Below are 20,537 nucleotides of genomic sequence, written 5' to 3'. Positions count from 1 at the left end.
AAACCGGGTTTCTTGAGCCAGCCATCGGATAGAAGCTGGCAGAATAAATGAATATAATTTTTCAGGATTGTTGCCTCCCAAGCTTTTTTTTGATAACTTCTGAAGTATACATAAATTTCGTCACTTTTCCACCTACAGAAAATGCTAGAACAAATAGAACAAGCGCAACAAAGATTCAACGTCCTCGATCGCGTTCCCATCGGATTGTGCGTGATCGCTCGCGATTTTACCGTGCTGTTTTGGAACCGCACACTAGAGCAGTGGACAAAGCTGCTCAAAAAAGAAATAATCGGAACTAACCTCAAAACTCACTTTCCCCAACTCGAAGAACCTAAATATCAAACTCGCTTAAAACAAGTATTTAACAATGGCTTGCCCACCGTATTTTCGCCTCAACTCCACCAGCCCCTAATTTCATCAAACTTACCCAACGGCAAACCGAGAGTTCACAACACAAACGTCACTCCCATACCAGCCATCAAAGGAGAAGGTTTTTATGCTTTAATCGCGGTTCAAGATGTTTCCGAAGTAACGCAGCGCATCCAAACCTATCAGCAAGAAATTAAACACCGATTAGTAATAGAAGAAGAACTTAAACGCGCCACAACTGACGCCGAAGCTGCCAACCGAGCCAAAAGTGAATTTTTGGCAATGATGAGCCACGAAATCCGCACGCCGATGAACGGAGTCATTGGCATGACTGAGCTGTTGCTAGATACGCAACTTTCGCCAAACCAGCGCAATTTTGTGAATACAATTCGTACCAGCGGCGATTCTTTGCTGGCAATTATTAACGACATTCTCGACTTTTCTAAGATAGAAGCAGGCAAGCTGGATTTAGAACAAGAACCGTTTAATCTCAGAAACTGTGTCGAAGAAGCTTTAGATTTAGTCGCGATGAAAGCTGCGGAAAAACAGCTAGACTTAGCTTGCGAATTGGATGCCAGTGTTCCCGCCTTCCTGTACGGAGATGTCACCAGACTTCGCCAAATATTGATAAATTTGCTCGGCAATGCTACCAAATTTACCGAAGCAGGTGAAGTGGTAGTTAAAGTAACAGCAAAACCCATTGCCGACAATGCTGTAGAAGTTACGCAAACTAACTCAATTTCTCAAATAAATATTGGGCTTGACAGCGAAAAATTCAGGCATAAACCAGCTTTAAATTCTTCTCTGTCAGACTCTGATGCTGCCGATTCTAAATATCTAGAACCATCACAAATTAGTAACTACGAAATTCAATTTACTGTGAGGGATACAGGCATCGGAATTTCGCCCGATCGCAAAAACATACTATTTAGAGCCTTCAGTCAAGTTGACAGTTCCACAACTCGCAAATATGGCGGTACTGGCTTAGGCTTAGCCATCAGCAAACGCCTCAGCGAAATCATGGGCGGCACTATGTGGGTAGAAAGCGAAATCGGCAAAGGTTCTAAATTTTCTTTTAGCATCAAAGCTCAGCCAGCACCGGCTAATGAAGAAATATTAAACCTGAATGTACCCCAGCCTGAATTAGCAGGTTTGCGACTGCTGCTAGTTGACGATAATCCCACTAACCGCAAAATTCTTACCCTGCAAGCTATGTCTTGGGGAATGGTTGTCCGCGCAGCAAAATCTGGCGCGCAAGCGCTGAAAGTGCTGCAATATGAAACTATGTTTGACATAGCGATTCTAGACTTTCATATGCCAGAAATGGACGGCATTACTTTAGCAGAAAAAATTCGAGAACTTCCTCAAGGTAAAAATTTACCTTTAATGATTTTGAGTTCTGGGGGCAGGCCGTCTCGCCGCGAATTTCAAGGGCGAGTTGAATTCGCAGCTTTTGTATACAAACCAATTAAGCAAGCACAGCTCCATGAAGTTTTGCTTCGCATCTTGGGCGGGGAATGTACCCCAATTCAACCGTGTTTTTCGCAGCCTCAATTTAATTCACAATTAGCCGAAACACTGCCTTTGAAAATGCTGTTGGTAGACGATGTAGAACTCAATCAAATGGTAGCAGGGCAGATGTTGCAGAAGTTAGGTTACAGTGCAGATTTTGCCAGCAGCGGACAAGCAGCTTTGGATGCTTTGGAGCGTTCGGAATACGATATTGTGTTTATGGATATGCAGATGCCAGAAATGGACGGTTTGGAAACTACTCGCCTGATCCGCCAGCGATTTTCGGGAAATTTAATATTAGAAAATCTCGCTCCAGAATCTGGATTTTCAGCAACAGACGAGCAATCTCCCAATCCAAAATCGACTTCTCCTTGGATTATTGCGATGACGGCTAATGCGATGCAGGGCGATCGCGAACTTTGTTTAGATGCTGGCATGAATGATTATATCAGTAAGCCGGTGCGAGTCCAGGCGATCGTTCAGGCGATCGCGCAGTACGATCGACAAACCGGGCGATCCAAATCCTATTCAGATCTTAACAATTGGCAGACTCAGCCGACAGACTCTGCTTCCCAAGCTCAGCCTGGAAACGAAATGAAAAATGTTGCACCCGCAGTTGATGAAACTGCGTTGGAAGAGTTAAAGCATTTAATCGCCCGCGCAGGTGTTTTGATTTCACAAATTGAAGGTGGAAGTCAATCGGGAGTTGCAAATTTTCCTCCTAATTCTGGGGAAATTGTAGCGGGTACTAATAACATTAAATTTCCGACTTTACCTGCTGTGACAGTTCCTAGATTAGAGGCAGAAAACTCCCAAATTTTACCGCCAGCCACACCGCAAAATTTTCTACCCGAAACAGCACAAACCGAAATAGAATTGCCGCCTCTTGACAGTCAAACTTTTGAAGAATTGACGGATTTACTGGGAGAAGAAGCTGAAGAATTTTGGATCGAGCTAGTAGATAAATTTCTGGAAGTTGCACCGCCAAAATTGCAGGAACTCGCCGATGCTGTCAATCAATTGAATGCTCCCGCAATTAAAGCCTCGGCTCACGCTCTTAGAGGTGCTTGTACGACAGTCGGAGCCATGCCTTTGTTTCAATTGTGCGCGCAGCTCGAAGAGATGGCCCGGAAGAAAACTCTCTCAGGTAGCGAGGTTCTGATGTGCAAAATTGCAGCCGAATATCAGCGGGTAAAAGCGGCTTTGTCATCTAGTTGATTGCTATCGAAGAAGGAAGTTCCGCAACGGATTTATTTGCAGCATCTCAATGAGTCAATCGTGTACGCAAGTATCACAATACTTAAAGGTTTTTTAGGTACGTTATTGCGATAGAGCGCTCAAGCGCAACAACGTACCTTTTTTAAAGTGCCACTTGTCTCCAGGAGTGTGAGTGTAAAAAGCAAAAATAATTGACAAAAGCAACCCGATATGGTGTGTCGGTGGCGCGGGACGATCGATCGCCCGTTTTCCGCAAAATGTTCAACATTTAGGCCATTTAGCCAATTGCGAAAATTTAAAAGTTCTGACATAATCTGATAGAATTCTCAACACGATCTCAATAGCAACGTGACGGCTCAATTGCTAACTTTTCAGATACTGTAACAAAATGTCAGTATAAAAAGTGACAGATTATCCTATCCGTTGCCGAAAGTTAAGTATTCCATGGAGTATGAGATTATACAGTTGTTAAAAATCATCAGAGTGCGATCGATCTACAGTGAACTCATCCATTTCAACGCAGAAATTAAATCTGCTGCTGACTAAGAACTTGATGCTATTTTCACAAGAATATGATTAGTGCTGACTTTAGAATCAACTCGCAAACCACGCCCCAAATTCTGATCGTCGATGACGAAGCAACCCAGCAGCTATTTACCCGCCGGATTATGGAAAAAGAAGGCTATCGGGTAATTGAGGCATCAAACGGACAAGAATGTTTGGACATTTGTCAAGAAACTCTCCCAGATATTGTCCTATTGGATGCGATGATGCCTGTAATGGACGGTTTTACTTGCTGCGCCCAACTCCAGGCTAATCCCCAAACGCAAAAAATCCCGGTGCTGATGATTACAGCACTAGATGATAAAAAATCTGTCAATCAAGCTTTTGAAGTAGGAGCAACAGATTATGTGACGAAGCCGATTCACTGGCCAGTGCTGATTCAGCGAGTGCGGCGCTTGATTCAACAGTCTCAACTGTATCAGCAGTTGATGGAAAGCCAAGAGAAAACTCAAAAATTATTACTGAATATTTTACCAGAGTCGATCGCACTCCGGCTCCAAGAAGAATCAGCCCCAGACTTAGTAATTGCCGATCACTTCCCCAATGTCAGCGTCTTATTTGCTGATATGGTAGGCTTTACCAAGCTTGCCTCAGAAATGCCTCCTATTGAATTAATTGTCAAACTCAATTCTATTTTCTCAGAATTTGACCAGCTAACTCAGGAATACGGCTTAGAAAAAATTAAGACTATTGGGGACGGCTATATGGTAGCATCTGGATTGCCCATCCTCCGGGACGATCATGCTGACGCGATCGTGCAAATGGCCCTAGCCATGCAGCAAGCTATGACGCGGCTAAACACACAAACAAAAGAATTTCACAGCCTGCGAATTGGCATTCACTCCGGGCCTGTGGTTGCAGGGGTCATCGGAACTAAAAAGTTTAGTTACGACCTTTGGGGCGACACGGTAAACACGGCAAGCCGCATGGAACAATATAGTTTTCCCGGCTGCATTCAAGTGACAGAAGACACTTACAAGCAGTTGTCAACAAAACATTTGTTTGCAGAAAGAGGAATGATTGATGTTAAAGGCAAAGGTAAGATGAAAACTTACCTCTTAGATTGTTCAGAACATCTCAACAGATGTACTGCATGAATTGGTAATCAATAATGGTTAATGTGAAGTCGTACATGAGGGTCAAAAAATACCTCAAACGTAGTATCAATCAACGGTTTGATACTTAGGTCTAGATGCCCCCTTAGCTTGCCCCCTACTCCCCCTTAACAAGCAGGGCGGTTTTATTGTCATCATAGAAATAGGTACGTAGTTGGGCTTTAGCCCTCTATACAGGTATGTTTAAAGGGAGCATCTCAGTTTTGCATTTATAGTGCTGTCCCCACTCGCGATTTGTAGAATACGCGAGCGGGGACAGCACTATAATAAAAAAAATGCTTTTCACAAAACTGAGATGCTCCCTGTTTAAAGAGGGCTAAAGCCCAACTACGTACCTTGATTAATATGACAGTTGGGTTTAATCGGCCATCCGACCTTTGAGCGATGTTTTCGGTAGTTTCAGATGTCTTTTCCCGACAATAAAACTACCCTGCTTCGATCGGGGGATTTAGGGAGATCTAGACTCTGATATAAACCAGAGATACAAAGGTTTTCAGCCAATTCCCAATTCCCAATTCCCAATTCCCAATTCCCAATTATTAAGGAGCGCGCCAAAATGGGTTTAGTTTTAATTGTAGATGATGCAGCATTCTCTCGGCGGATGATTCGCAAAGCTGTTGAAGAAGCCGGACATCAAGTGATAGAAGCAGCCAACGGACAAGAAGGCTTAGATATGGCTGCATCCAAGTCGCCAGACTGCATGATGACAGATTTGTTAATGCCAGAAATGGACGGTTTCGCCTTGCTAAAAGCCCTGGGCGAAAAAGGCTCTAAAATTCCAGTCATCGTACTTTCAGCAGATATTCAAGACAGCGCTAGGCAGAAGTGCGAAGAATTGGGAGCATTTATGATGCTGAAAAAGCCCCCAAAAGCTCCCGAGATTCAGGCTGCAATCCAAAAAGCTCTGGATAGCAAATAGGAGATATCAGAGTGGAGCTAACAGCAGATGAAATAGATGCTTTGAAGGAGCTAATCAATATTGGTGTGGGAAGTGCCGCTGGAATGTTGAATGAAATGATTCAATTTCCCATCCAGTTGCAGATTCCAGATATTGACCTTGTATCAGCCAATGAGCTGCGAAGCGAATTAAAAAAACGCTTCGGTATAGAGCCTCTTTCCACGGTGCAGCTAGGCTTTAACGGCTCATTTAGCGGCAGCGCCCAGCTACTTTTTCCTACCGAAAGTGCGGTAAATTTAGTTTCTGTTCTCACTGGTGAAGAAAAGGGAAGTCCTGACCTTGATTCTCTCAAAATTAGTACCCTCAGTGAGGTGGGGAATATGATCATTAACGGTGTCATGGGTTCAATTGGCAACGTTCTAGACCAACCGTTAGACTATGAGGTTCCCTATTACGCAGAGGAAGAAATTGAGGAGTTACTGTTAAAAGAAAAGTCTCTCGATACCGGGAGCGTGCTGTTGGCTCCAGCTCACTTTAGTATTGAAGAACTGCAAATTCAAGGAGACATTTTGCTGTTTTTCGATGTGGGTTCGTTTCAAATGCTGCTGAAGGCGATCGCCGCGGCATCTTAAATACCGCAAATATTCCTCATGCAAACCGGATGTTTTGTGTCCCAGACTTTCAACAGTTGACAGTTGACAGTTGACAGTTGACAGTTTGAGAGCGATCTCTACCTAGAAGGAAGAGGATTGGAGTAATGAATAGTGTGATTTTAATTTCTCCCGATCGGGGTTACGGCTTTCAACCAATTCTTTCTGGTAAGCACAGAGCGGGTTTCGGGCTGCCAGTACCGAGAATGTGTGACGTAAAAGTACGCGCGTGCGAAGCTATCCCGTAGGGAATCGCCCTCCCTGATAAATTGTATAAAACTACCTAAAACATGGATACACAAAATCAATCAACAGCCTCAGAATCTTCCGAAATTGACTCGGAACCCAGCAATTTGGTAGCGACAACAATTGCAGAAACAGCAGAGAGTTTCAGCAACCAGTACCAACAGCAACTGATTATCGCTCTGGCAGCAGTCAGAGATGGCGACTTTAGCGTTCGTTTACCCGCCGACAACGGCTTGGGTGAAATTGCCAAAGTCTTTAATGAAATGGTGAGTGTCAATGAAAAATTTGCTGACGAAATAGAGCGCGTCAGCCAAGCAGTTGCCGAAGAAGGCAAAGTACCAAAATCAAGAGAAATCAAAGAATTTAAAGGTTCTTGGGTTAGCAGTATTGACGCGGTGAATGCAACGCTAAACAGCTTAGTTGCGCCGACAATAGACATAGCGCGAGTGCTGCACGCTGTAGCTAAAGGCGATTTGTCCGAAAAATTTAGCTTAGAGTTTGAAGGCAAACCAATCAAAGGATTGTTCCGCCGCATTGGGACTACTCTCAACAAAATGGTAGACCAATTAAATAGTTTTGCTTTAGAAGTAACTCGCGTCGCCCGCGAAGTTGGTAGCGAAGGCAAATTGGGAACCCAAGCAGAGGTAGAAGGGCTATCGGGTATTTGGCAAGAACTGACGGCAAGTGTTAACTTGATGGCGGCAAATCTGACTCATCAAGTACGAAATATTACTAAGGTTGCAACGGCGATTAGCGTCGGCGATTTGAACGAAAAAATTACGGTTGAAGCCGCAGGGGAAATTTCGCAACTGAAAGATACTCTCAATCAAATGGTTGACAGTCTCAACGATTTTGCCAAAGAGGTGACGCGGGTAGCAAAAGAGGTGGGAACTGAGGGGAAACTTGGGGGTCAAGCACAAGTTCACGGAGTAGCTGGCGTCTGGAAAGATTTAACGCAAAATGTTAATCTAATGGCGAGCAATCTTACCAATCAAGTACGCAATATTGCGGAAGTTACTACGGCGGTAGCTCAGGGAGATTTGTCTAAAAAAATTACTGTAGAAGCTGAAGGGGAAATTCTGGATCTGAAGAATACGATTAATGAAATGACTGTTCAGCTTAATGAGTTTGCTTTAGAAGTTACGCGAGTTGCTAGAGAAGTTGGCGTTGAGGGCAAATTGGGAGGTCAAGCAACTGTTGATGGTTTGTCGGGTACTTGGCTGAGTTTGGCTGGTAATGTGAATATTATGGCGGCTAATCTTACGGAGCAAGTTCGGAGTATTGCGGAAGTTTCTACTGCTGTGGCTAAGGGAGATTTGTCGAAGCAAATTACTGTGGAAGTTCAAGGAGAAGTTCTGGAACTGAAAAATACGTTGAATACTATGGTTGACCAGCTTAATACTTTTGCAGATGAAGTAACGGGGCTGGCGAAACAGGTAGTTGCAGGACAGTTGGGAGGGCAGGCGACTGTTCCTGATATCAGCGGTACTTGGAAAGATTTGACGGATAATGTTAATCTGATGGCGGCTAATTTGAACGCTCAGGTGCAGCAAATTTCTCAAGTTGCGATCGCAGTTAGCAGTGCTTCGGAGGAATTGATTAGCGAAAGTCAAAATATGGGGGCGGCGGCTGAAGAAACTTCGGCTCAAGCAGGGATGGTATCTGCGGCGGCGGATTTAGTTAATAGCAATACTCAATCGGTGGCTACCGGCATCGAGGAGATGAATGTGAGTATTAAGGAAATTGCTAAGAATGCTTCGGAAGCTGCGACGGTTGCTAATTCGGCGGTGAGGATGGCGGAAACTACGAATCAAACTATTACTAAACTCGGCGTTAGTAGTGCAGAGATTGGTAATGTTGTCAAGGTGATTACTTCGATCGCCCAACAGACTAATTTGCTGGCTCTGAATGCTACAATCGAGGCGGCTCGGGCTGGAGAAGCGGGCAAGGGTTTTGCGGTGGTGGCGAATGAGGTGAAGGAGTTGGCGAAACAAACGGCGGCGGCGACTGAGGATATCAGCAAGAAGGTGGAGGCTATTCAAGCTGATACTAAAAGCTCCGTACAGGCGATCGGCCAAATTACTTCTATTATCAACCAAATCAGCGATTTCCAAACGACGATCGCCAGTGCAGTGGAGGAACAAACGGCTACAACTACCGAAATTGCGCGCAATGTCAACCAAGTTGCGATCGGTTCCTCCGAAATTGCCCGCAATATTACCAGCGTCGCCGATGCAGCGGGAAGTACCGCCACCAGTGCTAGCAATACTCAAAATTCTGCGATCGAATTATCGAAAACGGCCGCTCAATTGCAAGGACTTGTCAATCAGTTTAAGTATTGATTTGGATAATAGATAATGGGGAATTGATAATGGGTAATGAGTAATGAGTAATGGGTGAGTTAAGGTGGGCAATGCGCTCCCTAAATAATTAATTCCCAATCCCCAATTCCCAATTCCCAATTCCCAATTCCCAATTCCCAATTCTCAATTCCCTAAAATGAAAACCTACTCAAAACCAATTTCATTAATTCTGATTGGAGGCTTTTCGGATTCAGAAAATCAGACATTGCGCGAAACGTTAAAAGCAGACGAATATGTATTTGCCACAACTACAGATTTATACAATTGTTTAGATATTGCTGAGTGCCACCATCCCAAAGCTGTCATCCTAAATTTTGCAGCCATAGAACACAATTATTTAGCAATTATCCAATTCTTGCAATTATTACAAATACCCACGATAATTCTCAGCGACGACTTAGCAAGGAATATGATTCAGTATTTGTCGCTGGCAGGAATATTCGCAACTCTCAAAAAAACTAACAATGAATTAGAATTGCGGCACACCGTGGCAACTGCGGCTTATCCAAATAACGCCGATCCAATTAATTCTCACAGTCAACTGCGGAATTTCAACCTAGCCAAGCTCGAAACCGGAAAACACACAAAATTACAGGATGTTGTCAACAAAGCCATCGGCACAGCAGTTTCTCAGATGAGCGAAATGATTGCGTGTGAGGTAGAATGTGAAATGCCTTCATCTCAAGCGCTGTCCCCGATATTTTTGCAAAAAAACCTAATTGAAACCTTGGGAAAAAACCTAATAGCTGTAGCGCAGCTTGATTTTAACGGCAATTTATCAGGTTCGGCTCAGATGTTGTTTTCCTGCGAAGCTGCTGATGCTCTTGTTTTAGCTCTCAACGGCGGCGGCGATGTAACCAGCGAGGAATTCAAGCAAGATAAGGCTGACATCTTGGGGGAAATTGGCAATTTAGCTATTAGCGGTATTGTCGGCACTTTTAGTAATACCTTAAAATACAATCTCGGTTATGTAGTTCCCCACTATATAGAAGGTTCGGCGGAGGAAATATTTAGCGCTATGAATTTTAATATGCGCTCAACAATTCTACTATTTATGTCTCATTTTAAAATTATCGATCTTGGCGTAGAAGGCGATTTAATTCTGTTTTTTCAAGCTCGCTTACTGCTCGATCTGTTATTTCGAGTTTAATAGAAAATGTCCCAGATCAAGGTTTTAATTGTTGATGATTCGGTAGTGGTGCGCCGATTGTTAAGTAACGTACTCGACGGCGATGCAGCACTGGAGGTTGTGGGGACTGCACCCAATGGTAGAATTGCTTTAGCCAAGATTTCTCAGGTGAATCCAGATTTGATTGTGCTGGATGTGGAAATGCCGGAAATGGATGGTTTGGAGACGCTAGTGGCAATCCGAAAACTTGACAAAAATATTCCTGTAATTATGTTTAGCGCGCTCACAGAGTTGGGCGCTGTTGCTACTTTAAATGCTCTGGCGCTGGGTGCTACGGATTACGTGACTAAGCCTCATAATATGAAGAGCAAGGAAGCGGCGCTAGAACACATCCGCGAGCAATTGATTCCGAAAATTAAGGTTTTTTGCAATGGTGGCAAGATGCCAAAAGTGGGGAATATTCAAGTACCTAAGACTCACAATAATCCCACACCATTGCCAGTTAAATCGGGTTTGATTTCGTCGAATTCAGCGGTCAATTTTAAATCTAAAATCGAAATTGTAGCGATTGGGGTTTCGACGGGTGGGCCAAATGCTTTGGAAACTATTTTGCAGGATTTGCCGGCTAATTTTCCTGTACCAATTGTGATTGTGCAGCATATGCCGCCGGTGTTTACGAAGCGTTTAGCCGATCGCCTGACCGAAAAGTGCAAAATTAGAGTGGAGGAGGCTGTGACGGGAAGTATTGTTGAGCCAGGAGTTGCTTGGATAGCGCCCGGTGATTACCATCTGGTTTTGGAAAAACAGGGTTTTGGGGTGCGTATTCGCACGCATCAAGAGGCGCGAGAAAATTCTTGCCGCCCTGCGGTTGATGTGCTGTTTCGATCGACTGCTAAGATTTACGGTGCTGGAGTTTTGGGTGTGGTGCTGACGGGAATGGGGCAGGATGGGCTGCTGGGCTGTCAGAATATCCGGGAGGCTGGGGGTAAGATTATCGTTCAAGATGAGGCTAGCAGCGTTGTCTGGGGGATGCCGGGAAGTGTGGTTAATTCTGGTTTTGCCGATCGAGTGGTATCCTTACAAGACATGGCACGCGAAATTATCGATCGAGTAATGAGTCAGTAGTCAGTTGGCAGTTGGCAGTTGGCAGTTGGCAGTTGGCAGTAGTCATTAGTTATTAGTTATTAGTCATAGTGCGAGCGTCCCCGCTCGCGAACGTTATTAGTCATTAGTTAGTTGCTACAAATTCTCTTCGGATCGATGCCCGATGCCCTGCGCGGGCCAATGCCCCATTCCCCATTCCCCATTCCCCATTCCCCATTCCCCATTCCCCATTCCCCATTCCCCATTACCCATTCCCCATTCCCCATTCCCCATTCCCCATTACCCATTACCAATGTCTCGACCAACATTATATATTGCCATCACCAATCATGGATTCGGCCATGCCGTCCGAGTTTCCTCCGTAGCTGCAAAAATCCAAGAATTAAACCCAGATATCTTACTAATTATCACCACAACTGCACCTCGTTGGCTGCTAGAATGTTATATTACTGGTGATTTCATCCTCCGTCCCCGCGCTTTTGATGTCGGAGTTGTGCAGGCTGATAGTTTGCATATGGATCAAGAGGCGACTCTCGAAAAATTGCGGGAAATTCGGGAAAAGCAAAATTCACTAATTGCAGGCGAAGTGAATTTTCTTAAGCAAAATCGCGTGGGTTTGGTGCTGGCAGATATTCCTCCTTTAGCAACGCGAATGGCCGCAGCGGCTGGGGTTCCTTGCTGGATGATGAGCAATTTTGGGTGGGACTTTATCTATCGAGATTGGGGCGGAGAATTTGACGAAATGGCGGATTGGATTGGTGAATGCTTCGGAAAGTGCGATCGGCTTTTTCGTCTTCCTTTACACGAACCGATGCCAGCTTTTCCTAATATTGAAGATGTCGGCTTGACTGGCGGCAATCCTCGCTACAGTAATGATAAAATTCGGGAAGTATTTGGAATTGAATCACCGCCGGAAAAAACTGTGTTGCTGACTTTTGGCGGACTGGGTTTAGAGGCAATTCCTTATCACAATTTACAGCAATTTAGCGATTGGCAATTTATCACTTTTGATGCGGGAGCTCCCGATTTGCCGAATTTGATTAGAGTCAAACATCAGCAGTTTGCACAATCTTTCCCAATTTTACCGCGCCCGGTCGATATGATGCCTGTCTGCGGCCGCATGGTTTCTAAACCGGGATACAGCACTTTTTCGGAAGCTTTGCGCTTGGAAATACCTGTTGTTTCTATCATGAGAGATGGTTTTGCCGAAGCTGCTGTCTTGTTGGAGTGGCTGGAAAAGTATGCGGAACACCAAGTTGTGACTGCGGCGGAGTTTTTTGAGGGGGATTGGGGGTTTTTGCACAAGCCGCTGCACCCGCCCCGTTTGTCGGATAAGTTGGATAAGCACGGTACGGAGGCGATCGCCCAAGCTGTTGTAGACTATTTTAAAGATGAGGATTAGGATGACGGCGATTGAAATCTCGTCTACACCAACAATAGACGAACAATTGCATTCCCAAGCTTTGCTATCTTGAAATTATCTGCGTTTATCTGTGTTAATCTGCCTGACATCTGCGGTTGACATATCAATTAAAGATTGATGCAAAAAATCTAAAATCTAAAATCTAAAATCTAAAATCGAATGCTTCATCACCAAGAAATACTCAAAATTAAAACTACAGGCAAGTCTCTGTACAATATCAGTCTTAAGATAGAAGATGTGGTAGCAAATTCAGGTATTAAAACAGGACTTTGTAGCTTGTTTTTGCGCCACACTTCTGCTAGCTTGGTGATTCAAGAAAATGCTGATCCGGATGTACTGACGGATTTGGCTAATTTTTTGGCGAAACTGGTACCGGAGGGCGCAAGTTACATTCACGATGCCGAAGGCCCAGACGATATGCCGGCGCACATTCGCACTGTACTGACTCATACTTCCGAACAAATCCCGATCGCACGCGGTAGATTATTGTTAGGAACTTGGCAGGGAATTTACCTTTGGGAACACCGCCAGCGGGGCCACATTCGCGAACTCGTGGTTCACATCAGCGGCAGTTGACAGGATGGGCATGGGGCATGGGGCATGGGGCATGGGGCATCGGTAACTGGTAATTGGTAATTGGTTGCTACTCATTTGTGATTGGTATCCCCTTACAAATAACAAATAACAAATAACAAATAACTACCGACTGCTGACTGCTGACTTTATTTATTAGAACGTTCGATAGGAATTTGTACTTCACTGATTTTAGTGGATTCCGGCGTCATGGGCGAATTGTAAAAAAAGCGGCGCGGCGGCCCGGCTATTTCGTATTCGGGATGTTGTTGAAGCCAATCTTTGAGTTGGGAGAGGTTATTTTCGTAGCTTTCCCAAGTGTAGGCGCCGCGCACGCCGATACTGACAACTGTCATCGGTGAAGTATCCGTGACTTCCACAGCAGGGTTAACGCTGCTGGGGGCGATATTTGGTGCGGGATACAGGAATGAAACTTCTGCAACAGGAATTGCATCGATTTGCTCGGAAGTTGCAGTGTAGCGCGCTTCTACTGGCGTTGTCATCGCAATTTGGTTGTTGCTGATGTGTTGAAACAAAGGATTGAATGCGATTCCTGTCGCTTGTCGCAAATCGCCCGCGTGGGTGTAGGTGACAGCGCGGTACTGAGGATATTGCTTAACTTCTATGACGCCAATATTTGCGGGTTCAGGAAATCCACTTGGTAATACCATTTTTGATGTTTGATTTGAGGTTTTACACTAAACAATGAGGAAAGACTTACTCCGCAAGGGTTTTAAACTTGCGGGCAGTTGCATTGTTTTTGGCAACTGTTATAAATAGGTTGAGATTGTTTGCAGACGATCGCTCTAGTGGCACAATCAGTTTAGCAGTTATTCAGGGTGCTGCTAACTGTCGATCGCCTAAAATTAAGTTTAGAGATTTATTAACTAACCTCGTAATAATACGGACGGCGCTAAGTAAGCAGAGAAACATTAATCAAGTTGTCCTTGGAAAATGAGGGTTTTTCAGGGGCGTCTGCTATTTTTGTCGGAAAATATTCCGCTGTGAAGTCGATCGAGCTGTGCGTTCTCAGCTATTCTCACACCGATCGGGTTCAACTACAGGGTCAATTATATCGCTTTCAGGGAATGACATATGAACAAGATTCTAGTGATTGAGGACGATAGAGTAATTCGCGAGAATATTCTCAAACTCCTCAAAGCTGAAGGTTTCGACGTGACGGGTGCAGAAAATGGAGCGATCGGCTTAAATGCGGCGGTGTCAAATCTTCCTGACGTGATTCTTTGCGATGTAATGATGCCGCAACTTGACGGCTATGGGGTGCTGGCGGCATTGCGATCGCATCCTGTTACTGCTACAGTACCTTTTGTGTTTCTGACTGGTAAAGCCGAGCGCTCTGAAATGCGCCAAGGCATGGAATTGGGAGCTGATGATTACCTGACTAAGCCTTTTACTAAAGCTGAACTTGTGGGCGCCGTATCGAGCCGCTTGAAAAAACAAGCAGCTTTGGCCAAACAGCAGAGTAATTTGCGATCGGAAAGCAACGAATTGCTGCAAGAAGCCGCAGATAAATTAGAGCAGATAAAAACAAATCTGTGCGGCGCCCTGGAACGAGAAGAATTCCAAGTTTACTATCAGCCGCAGATCGATGTTCAGACGGGTCAAATTATGAGCGCCGAAGCCTTAGTGCGCTGGCTGCATCCAGAAAAAGGGCTGATTTCGCCCGCCGAATTTATTCCAGATGCTGAAGCAACTGGTTTCATCGTACAATTAGGCGAGTGGGTTTTGCAAACAGCTTGCAGGCAAATGCAACTTTGGCAAAACGCTGGTTTTTCCTTGCAGCAAGTAGCGGTAAATCTGTCGCCGCGCCAATTTAACCAGGCGAATCTCAGCAGCAGAGTTGCCGAAATTTTAGCAGAAATTGGTTTAGCACCGAGCAGTTTGGAATTAGAACTCACCGAAAGTATGATGGTGAAGGATGCCGAAAGTGCGATCGCTACTTTGCAACAATTGAAAGATTTAGGAGTTTCTATATCTATTGACGATTTCGGCACAGGCTATTCTTCCTTAAGCTATCTGACACAATATCCCTTCGATGTTTTAAAAATTGACCGCTGTTTTATCAGCAACATTACCGATGGTTGCACAAATGCAGCGATTGTGAAAGCGATTATTGAAATGGCGCACAGTCTCTGTCTTGAAGTAGTTGCCGAAGGAGTTGAAACAGAAGCAGAAAGAGATTTTCTCTGGCGCTACGAGTGCGATGCTATGCAAGGATATTTGTTCAGCCCTCCCGTGCCGGCCGCCGATTTTGAGGAGTTGCTAGTAGAGGGGAAATAAGCTGTACTGCATCTAGATTGTGTATGGTGTTCGAGAGGGAGAGGACTATAACTGCTTCGCTCGGAGGGTAAAGAAAGGAGGAGAGAATTTTTGATGGTCATCGCAATATACAATTTAAATTCAGTACAGCTTACTTATCGGCTACTGCCACTCTTTCTGTCTCGATAAATATCAATAAAACCTTTGTAATTTCCTTTCTATCAAGACAGATAATGTACAAAATTTGGGCAATAAATATTTATGATAATTTTAATAAAATTTTATGGTTTAAGCTGAGATAAACTGACTTAAAATGATAACATAAAATCTCTGCTTTAGCGCATACAAGTTCCCCCTGATATCAAATCCGATTCGATCGTCCTGTATTCATCTCTATCTTCCCTCTCTGTGCCCTCTGTGTTCTCTGTGGTTAAATCATTCCGATACAACCAGAAGACAAGCTAAAAAAATAAATATTGCTCCAGGTTTCCAGCCAAAATTAAGAGTTCGATCTATGCTGTTACCATTTAAATCGCCAAAAGCAGATACGCAAAAAACCAAGCGACACAATCCCTCGCGGGTGCGCGATCATTTAGCAAACGAGCGCACTTATTTAGCGTGGATGCGAACAGCGATCGCCCTGATGGGTTTTGGCGTCGTCATCGTCCGCCTGCGAGCCTTCCACCCGCCTCTTTTGCCGACTCCGGGTAATGGCTGGAAGTTGGGTTTGCTGTTTTCTGTGGTGGGTTTGCTGACAGTGTTAATTTCCACTCAGCACTACTTTGCTGTGCGTCACGATATCGATTACGATACTTACGAACCTACGGACAGGTGGGTACTGCTGTTTAGTTTGGCGATCGTACTTTTGGGCATGGGAGTAATTTATTTTATCTTCTCAGTTCCCGGTACCGCAGCTAGTTTCATGAGTCCCGAATAATCCGAGTGTTTCCTAAATATATCTAAAAATATATAGCCTTTCTCAAAAAGATGAGGTATAACTGGCAGATCGTATAACCGCTTAGACGTATAGGGCTCGCATCCCAACAACGTACCTCATCTTTCGCTAGATCCGCTATATCTAAAAGTGCGATCGCCCCAGATATTTCCTTCAAGCCGATGACAGTAGACGAGGAAAAACTCAAGCAGGAAAATCTGTCAAAGGCGATCGATCGCTCTGCAAACGAACGTACCTTTCTGTCGTGGATGCGAAGTGCGATCGCCCTCATGGGTTTTGGCGTCCTGATCGTGCGGTTTCGCGTCGTGCAAATCCCCATACAGCACCGTCACGGCACGGGTTGGAAGTTGGGTTTAGTCTTCTCTCTGGTGGGTTTAGCAACCGTGTTAATCTCAACTAGAAAATACTTTATTGTGCGCCGCCAAATTGATGAGAATACCTACGAACCGTCAGATGGGTTGATATTTCTCTTCAGTTTAGCTGTTGGGTTATTGGGGATGGGAGTAATTTTTTTTATTTTTGCAGCCGCCGTAAGTTCGCGCAGTTTTGTTATCCCCAATTGATTGCACAAAGCATTGATACCATCTCTAGTAAATCACCCGTCACAAAAAAGGTTCGTAGTCAGGACTTTAGTCCTTCTTCCTGAGGACTTTAGTCCTCCTTAAGAACCACTTTTATTATAAAAACTACTGGTATTATAGTATTTAGAGAGCAGCACGATGGGACTGCGCTGAAAAGTTGCCAGATGTGGGAGTATCAGCAATATTTGAGATATGGCACTATTCTCAATAAGTTATTGAAAAGCGGGCGGGACAGCCCACAATCAAATTAATTCTTTGTGGAACAGGCAAAACGCCTGTTGTTGAGAATAGTGCCATATATCCAAAAAATCGGACTCGACGCTTGAAACCACGTCAGAGTCAAACTCTCGTCTAGGCCAAGCAGACTAAAGAACAAACAGCGTTTTTGGGCCAGATGATGTGTAGCTAGGGCAATATAGAAGATGTAAGGTACGAATTGATCTATCTGAGGTGCGATCGCCCGCAATTTATATCACAATAGTTATTTCAGAAGCCTACAGGCCTCAGCTTTGACAAATTATCAGAATAGTAAATTCTAACAAAAACAGCACTATGGGAAAACCAACAGGCTTTATCGAATTCTTGCGCGAATTGCCCTCCGAGCTCTCACCAGTCGATCGAATCCACAACTGGGACGAATTTCACCTACCGATGGAGGAAGACAAACTCCGCAGCCAAGGCGCGCGCTGCATGGACTGCGGCATCCCATTTTGCCACACGGGCAGCATCATCAGCGGCATGGCAAGCGGCTGCCCGATTAACAACCTCATCCCCGAATGGAACGACTTAGTATATCGGGGATTGTGGAAAGATGCCCTAGACAGACTGCACAAAACCAACAACTTCCCCGAATTCACCGGCAGAGTCTGTCCCGCACCCTGCGAAGGCGCTTGCGTGCTCGGCATCAACAACCCGCCTGTCACGATTAAAAATATCGAAGCGTCGATTATCGATAAAGGCTGGGATGAAGGCTGGATTACCGCCGAACCACCAGCTAAACGCACCGGCAAAAAAATCGCTGTTATCGGTTCCGGGCCCGCTGGTTTGTCGGCTGCGGCGCAATTGAACAAAGCCGGTCATTTGGTAACTGTATACGAAAGAGCCGATCGACCGGGAGGCCTGTTAATGTATGGCATCCCCAACATGAAGCTAGACAAAGAACAAGTCGTGATGCGCCGCCTGAAAGTCCTCGAAGACGAAGGCGTAACCTTCATCTGCAACACCGAAGTTGGGAAAGACTTACCAGCCGAACAACTGCTAAAAGAATACGACTCCGTTGTCCTCTGTACCGGCGCCACAAAACCCCGCGACTTGGGCATCGAAGGACGGGAATTAAAAGGCATCCACTTCGCAATGGACTTCCTCACAGCCAACACCAAAGCAGTATTAGACAAGAGCACCAACGATAACTTCATCTCCGCCGAAGGCAAAGATGTGGTGATTATCGGCGGTGGCGACACCGGCACCGACTGCGTGGGCACCTCCATTCGCCACGGCTGCAACAGCCTGGTACAGCTAGAAATCCTGCCCAAACCGCCCTCGGAACGGGCAGCCAACAATCCCTGGCCCGAATGGCCGAAAGTCTACCGCTTGGATTACGGCCAAGAAGAAGCCGCAGCTAAATTCGGCGATGATCCGCGCGGCTATCTCACCACCTCTACCAAGTTCGAGGGCGACGAAAACGGCAACGTCAAAGCCGTGCACACTGTTGAGGTGGAGTGGGCGAAAAACGAGAAAGGGCAGTTCATTCCCAAGCAAATCCCCGGTACCGAGAAAGTCTTGCCGGCGCAGGTTGTGTTGCTAGCGATGGGCTTCCTGGGCCCGGAACAACCGTTGCTGGATGCCCTGGGATTGGAACGCGACGCCCGCAGCAATGTGAAAGCCGAGCACGAAAAGTATACAACCAGCATTCCGGGAGTTTTTGCGGCTGGGGACTGTCGCCGGGGTCAGAGTTTGGTGGTTTGGGCGATTAATGAAGGGCGCGGCGTGGCCCGGGAGTGCGACCTTTATTTGATGGGTGAAACCGATTTGCCGTAGTTGATTGATGCGGCCGATAGGTTCGTAGTGAGGACTTCAGTCCTTTCTTTTCTTGCGGACTTTCTTGCGGACTAAAGTCCTCACTACGAACCAAAATAGGTTTGTAGTAAGGACTTCAGTCCTTTCTTTTCTTGCGGACTAAAGTCCTCACTACGAACCTATTTTAGTAGAAAGTAGGGTGTGTCGCCACGAATAATTCTCGATATTTGCCAAGATTCAACGAGCGACGCACCACCACCATCATCAAGGGGGTAAAAGCCCGGATTTAGTATTAGATAATCCTAGCTACAATGTTCTTAGTTAAGTTTGTTTACTCAAATATTGTCGCTGTAGTTCGTTGATTCCTTGTCCGGAGCGAGGAACGAAGCAATCCCAGCGCTGATTCCTTGTAACGAAGCAATCTCAGCACTGATTCCTTGTCCGCAGCGAGGAACGAAGCAATCTCAGCGCTGATTCTTTGTCATTGCTAGGAACGAAGCAATCTCTATAGAATGTGTAATTCCTGAGAGAATTTAGCAATCCTGTTGATATTGAAGCGCTAAATCTTCGATGAGTTCAACCATTGCGCGAACCATTGGCATTTTAGTGAGAATTTCGATCCAATACCATTGTCCATTGGGATTGAGTTCGATAAAATAGAGCGTATCATCATCGTCGCGAATGATGTCGAATGCACCAAAATTTAAGCCTAACTCGTCAAGCATTTGATGGAGTTTGTTGAGGTAATCAATTGGTAGCTTGTCGGGAACGTGAACGAGTTTATCCGGTTCGGTGACGCGCCAATCTAATGTCACGTCTGCATCGTTGGTATGTTTGGCGTCAATGCGACAGACAAAATCATGTTTACCCATTAATGTAACGCGATATTCTGCCTTCTTCTGAATGCGTTTTTGAATAAAAACAGGTGCCAATCGAATGCTTTCTCGAAATGCTTCAAGTGTTTCTACATCAATGGGGCGAGTATAACACGAATACTGTTTTTCATCATGTAAGAATCCAGAATAGCACATCGGTTTGACAATGCACTTTCCCTGTTGTGTTACAAAGTTGCAAGCCGCTTCGTAGGAATTGGTGACGAGTGTTGGAGGGATAGTAATTCCTAGTTTGTGAGCAATTGGGATTTGGTTGATTCGATGGGATGGCAATCTAATCTTGTAGTAGTTATTGACCCACCTCGCTTTGGGATATAAGCCAGACAGAGAGTATATTAAAGATTCTGTTTCTTCTTGACAATACTTGATTGCCCAAGCATCATCAACTTCTGGAAACACTTGATAATCTTGTGGTTTGCGCCACCAAATCACGCCAATATCTTGAACTTCTTTCAAGGAGTCTTCAAAGGACAAAAAACTTTGACTGGGATTGCCAGAAGCTTGCCACGAGTAAGCATATTTGCTTGTTTTAATAAAACTTTCTGAATTCAATCGAATTGCTCGAATATTTGAGTTTTGCAATTCGTTGATAACGACATCTGCATGAATGTCTGTCTCGGAAGTCACGATTAAAAGGTCAGTCATACT

At 45.0% G+C, this 20,537-nt stretch carries 17 protein-coding genes; 14 read left to right on the top strand and 3 right to left on the bottom strand.

The annotated features are described in order from the left end of the window. The first annotated feature begins 141 nt into the window (after window positions 1-141). From JGK36_RS10020 to JGK36_RS09985, 8 genes are all read left to right on the top strand, one after another. A complete protein-coding gene (locus JGK36_RS10020; RefSeq protein ID WP_293176608.1) occupies window positions 142-3,099 on the top strand; it encodes a response regulator in 2,958 nt (985 codons plus the stop codon). Between the two features lie 572 nt (window positions 3,100-3,671). Then, complete coding sequence (locus tag JGK36_RS10015) at window positions 3,672-4,760, top strand: adenylate/guanylate cyclase domain-containing protein (protein ID WP_293176610.1); 1,089 nt, start codon at window positions 3,672-3,674, stop codon at window positions 4,758-4,760. Window positions 4,761-5,334: 574 nt separating this feature from the next. Next, window positions 5,335-5,697 carry a response regulator gene (locus JGK36_RS10010; protein WP_293176612.1) on the top strand — a complete coding sequence of 121 codons (363 nt, stop codon included), beginning with the start codon at window positions 5,335-5,337 and terminating at the stop codon, window positions 5,695-5,697. An 11-nt stretch (window positions 5,698-5,708) separates the two neighbouring features. Continuing rightward, the gene (locus JGK36_RS10005) at window positions 5,709-6,308 is read left to right on the top strand and encodes a chemotaxis protein CheX (protein WP_293197771.1); all 600 of its coding nucleotides are present in this window, start codon (window positions 5,709-5,711) and stop codon (window positions 6,306-6,308) included. Between the two features lie 125 nt (window positions 6,309-6,433). Next, a complete protein-coding gene (locus JGK36_RS10000; RefSeq protein ID WP_293176614.1) occupies window positions 6,434-6,574 on the top strand; it encodes a hypothetical protein in 141 nt (46 codons plus the stop codon). Between the two features lie 42 nt (window positions 6,575-6,616). Further along, a complete protein-coding gene (locus tag JGK36_RS09995) occupies window positions 6,617-8,914 on the top strand; it encodes a HAMP domain-containing protein (RefSeq protein ID WP_293176616.1) in 2,298 nt (765 codons plus the stop codon). A gap of 157 nt (window positions 8,915-9,071) precedes the next feature. Further along, entirely contained in the window at window positions 9,072-10,085 is a 1,014-nt protein-coding gene (locus JGK36_RS09990) for a hypothetical protein (protein ID WP_293197769.1), read from the top strand. A 6-nt stretch (window positions 10,086-10,091) separates the two neighbouring features. Beyond that, window positions 10,092-11,189: a chemotaxis response regulator protein-glutamate methylesterase gene (locus JGK36_RS09985; protein WP_293197766.1), complete on the top strand. Its 1,098-nt coding sequence runs from the start codon at window positions 10,092-10,094 to the stop codon at window positions 11,187-11,189. Window positions 11,190-11,296: 107 nt separating this feature from the next. Here the strand turns inward: JGK36_RS09985 and JGK36_RS09980 are convergent, their stop codons facing one another. Then, complete coding sequence (locus tag JGK36_RS09980) at window positions 11,297-11,455, bottom strand: hypothetical protein (RefSeq protein WP_293197764.1); 159 nt, start codon at window positions 11,453-11,455, stop codon at window positions 11,297-11,299. A 5-nt stretch (window positions 11,456-11,460) separates the two neighbouring features. Here JGK36_RS09980 and JGK36_RS09975 point away from each other — a divergent pair, with 5 nt between their 5' ends. Together JGK36_RS09975 and JGK36_RS09970 are read left to right on the top strand one after the other, a co-directional pair. Next, the gene (locus JGK36_RS09975; RefSeq protein WP_293197762.1) at window positions 11,461-12,570 is read left to right on the top strand and encodes a glycosyl transferase; all 1,110 of its coding nucleotides are present in this window, start codon (window positions 11,461-11,463) and stop codon (window positions 12,568-12,570) included. 180 nt (window positions 12,571-12,750) lie between these two features. Continuing rightward, a complete protein-coding gene (locus tag JGK36_RS09970; protein ID WP_293197760.1) occupies window positions 12,751-13,167 on the top strand; it encodes a secondary thiamine-phosphate synthase enzyme YjbQ in 417 nt (138 codons plus the stop codon). Window positions 13,168-13,313: 146 nt separating this feature from the next. Here the strand turns inward: JGK36_RS09970 and JGK36_RS09965 are convergent, their stop codons facing one another. Further along, the gene (locus JGK36_RS09965) at window positions 13,314-13,835 is read right to left on the bottom strand and encodes a heme-binding protein (protein WP_293197757.1); all 522 of its coding nucleotides are present in this window, start codon (window positions 13,833-13,835) and stop codon (window positions 13,314-13,316) included. A gap of 424 nt (window positions 13,836-14,259) precedes the next feature. Between JGK36_RS09965 and JGK36_RS09960 the strand changes: the two genes are divergently transcribed. From JGK36_RS09960 to gltD, 4 genes are all read left to right on the top strand, one after another. Then, window positions 14,260-15,465, top strand: a complete 1,206-nt coding sequence (locus JGK36_RS09960) for an EAL domain-containing response regulator (RefSeq protein ID WP_293197755.1) — start codon at window positions 14,260-14,262, stop codon at window positions 15,463-15,465. A gap of 493 nt (window positions 15,466-15,958) precedes the next feature. Then, entirely contained in the window at window positions 15,959-16,381 is a 423-nt protein-coding gene (locus JGK36_RS09955) for a DUF202 domain-containing protein (protein WP_293176630.1), read from the top strand. A 179-nt stretch (window positions 16,382-16,560) separates the two neighbouring features. After that, on the top strand, window positions 16,561-16,962 hold the full coding sequence (locus JGK36_RS09950; RefSeq protein WP_293197753.1) for a DUF202 domain-containing protein: 402 nt from the start codon (window positions 16,561-16,563) through the stop codon (window positions 16,960-16,962). Between the two features lie 570 nt (window positions 16,963-17,532). Then, complete coding sequence (gltD, locus tag JGK36_RS09945; protein WP_293197750.1) at window positions 17,533-19,017, top strand: glutamate synthase small subunit; 1,485 nt, start codon at window positions 17,533-17,535, stop codon at window positions 19,015-19,017. Between the two features lie 512 nt (window positions 19,018-19,529). Here the strand turns inward: gltD and JGK36_RS09940 are convergent. Beyond that, window positions 19,530-20,534, bottom strand: coding sequence for an MvdC/MvdD family ATP grasp protein (locus JGK36_RS09940; RefSeq protein ID WP_293197747.1), 1,005 nt, complete (start codon window positions 20,532-20,534; stop codon window positions 19,530-19,532). Between the last annotated feature and the right edge of the window lie 3 nt (window positions 20,535-20,537).

It is taken from the genome of Microcoleus sp. PH2017_35_SFW_U_B, assembly GCF_020737865.1.
In the GTDB taxonomy this organism is placed as follows: Bacteria; Cyanobacteriota; Cyanobacteriia; order Cyanobacteriales; family Microcoleaceae; genus Microcoleus.
Note: the sequence above shows the minus strand (reverse complement) of the source record. Positions and strands in the feature narration are given on the sequence as shown.

Coding starts and splice junctions, on each gene's coding strand:
- JGK36_RS10010 (WP_293176612.1), top strand. CDS start 5,335: ATGGGTTTAGTTTTAATTGTAGATGATGCAGCATTCTCTCGGCGGATG.
- JGK36_RS09990 (WP_293197769.1), top strand. CDS start 9,072: ATGAAAACCTACTCAAAACCAATTTCATTAATTCTGATTGGAGGCTTT.
- JGK36_RS09995 (WP_293176616.1), top strand. CDS start 6,617: ATGGATACACAAAATCAATCAACAGCCTCAGAATCTTCCGAAATTGAC.
- JGK36_RS09950 (WP_293197753.1), top strand. CDS start 16,561: ATGACAGTAGACGAGGAAAAACTCAAGCAGGAAAATCTGTCAAAGGCG.
- JGK36_RS09965 (WP_293197757.1), bottom strand. CDS start 13,835: ATGGTATTACCAAGTGGATTTCCTGAACCCGCAAATATTGGCGTCATA.
- JGK36_RS10015 (WP_293176610.1), top strand. CDS start 3,672: ATGATTAGTGCTGACTTTAGAATCAACTCGCAAACCACGCCCCAAATT.
- JGK36_RS09985 (WP_293197766.1), top strand. CDS start 10,092: ATGTCCCAGATCAAGGTTTTAATTGTTGATGATTCGGTAGTGGTGCGC.
- JGK36_RS09970 (WP_293197760.1), top strand. CDS start 12,751: ATGCTTCATCACCAAGAAATACTCAAAATTAAAACTACAGGCAAGTCT.
- gltD (WP_293197750.1), top strand. CDS start 17,533: ATGGGAAAACCAACAGGCTTTATCGAATTCTTGCGCGAATTGCCCTCC.
- JGK36_RS09975 (WP_293197762.1), top strand. CDS start 11,461: ATGTCTCGACCAACATTATATATTGCCATCACCAATCATGGATTCGGC.
- JGK36_RS09955 (WP_293176630.1), top strand. CDS start 15,959: ATGCTGTTACCATTTAAATCGCCAAAAGCAGATACGCAAAAAACCAAG.
- JGK36_RS10000 (WP_293176614.1), top strand. CDS start 6,434: ATGAATAGTGTGATTTTAATTTCTCCCGATCGGGGTTACGGCTTTCAA.
- JGK36_RS09960 (WP_293197755.1), top strand. CDS start 14,260: ATGAACAAGATTCTAGTGATTGAGGACGATAGAGTAATTCGCGAGAAT.
- JGK36_RS10020 (WP_293176608.1), top strand. CDS start 142: ATGCTAGAACAAATAGAACAAGCGCAACAAAGATTCAACGTCCTCGAT.
- JGK36_RS09940 (WP_293197747.1), bottom strand. CDS start 20,534: ATGACTGACCTTTTAATCGTGACTTCCGAGACAGACATTCATGCAGAT.
- JGK36_RS09980 (WP_293197764.1), bottom strand. CDS start 11,455: ATGGGTAATGGGGAATGGGGAATGGGGAATGGGGAATGGGTAATGGGG.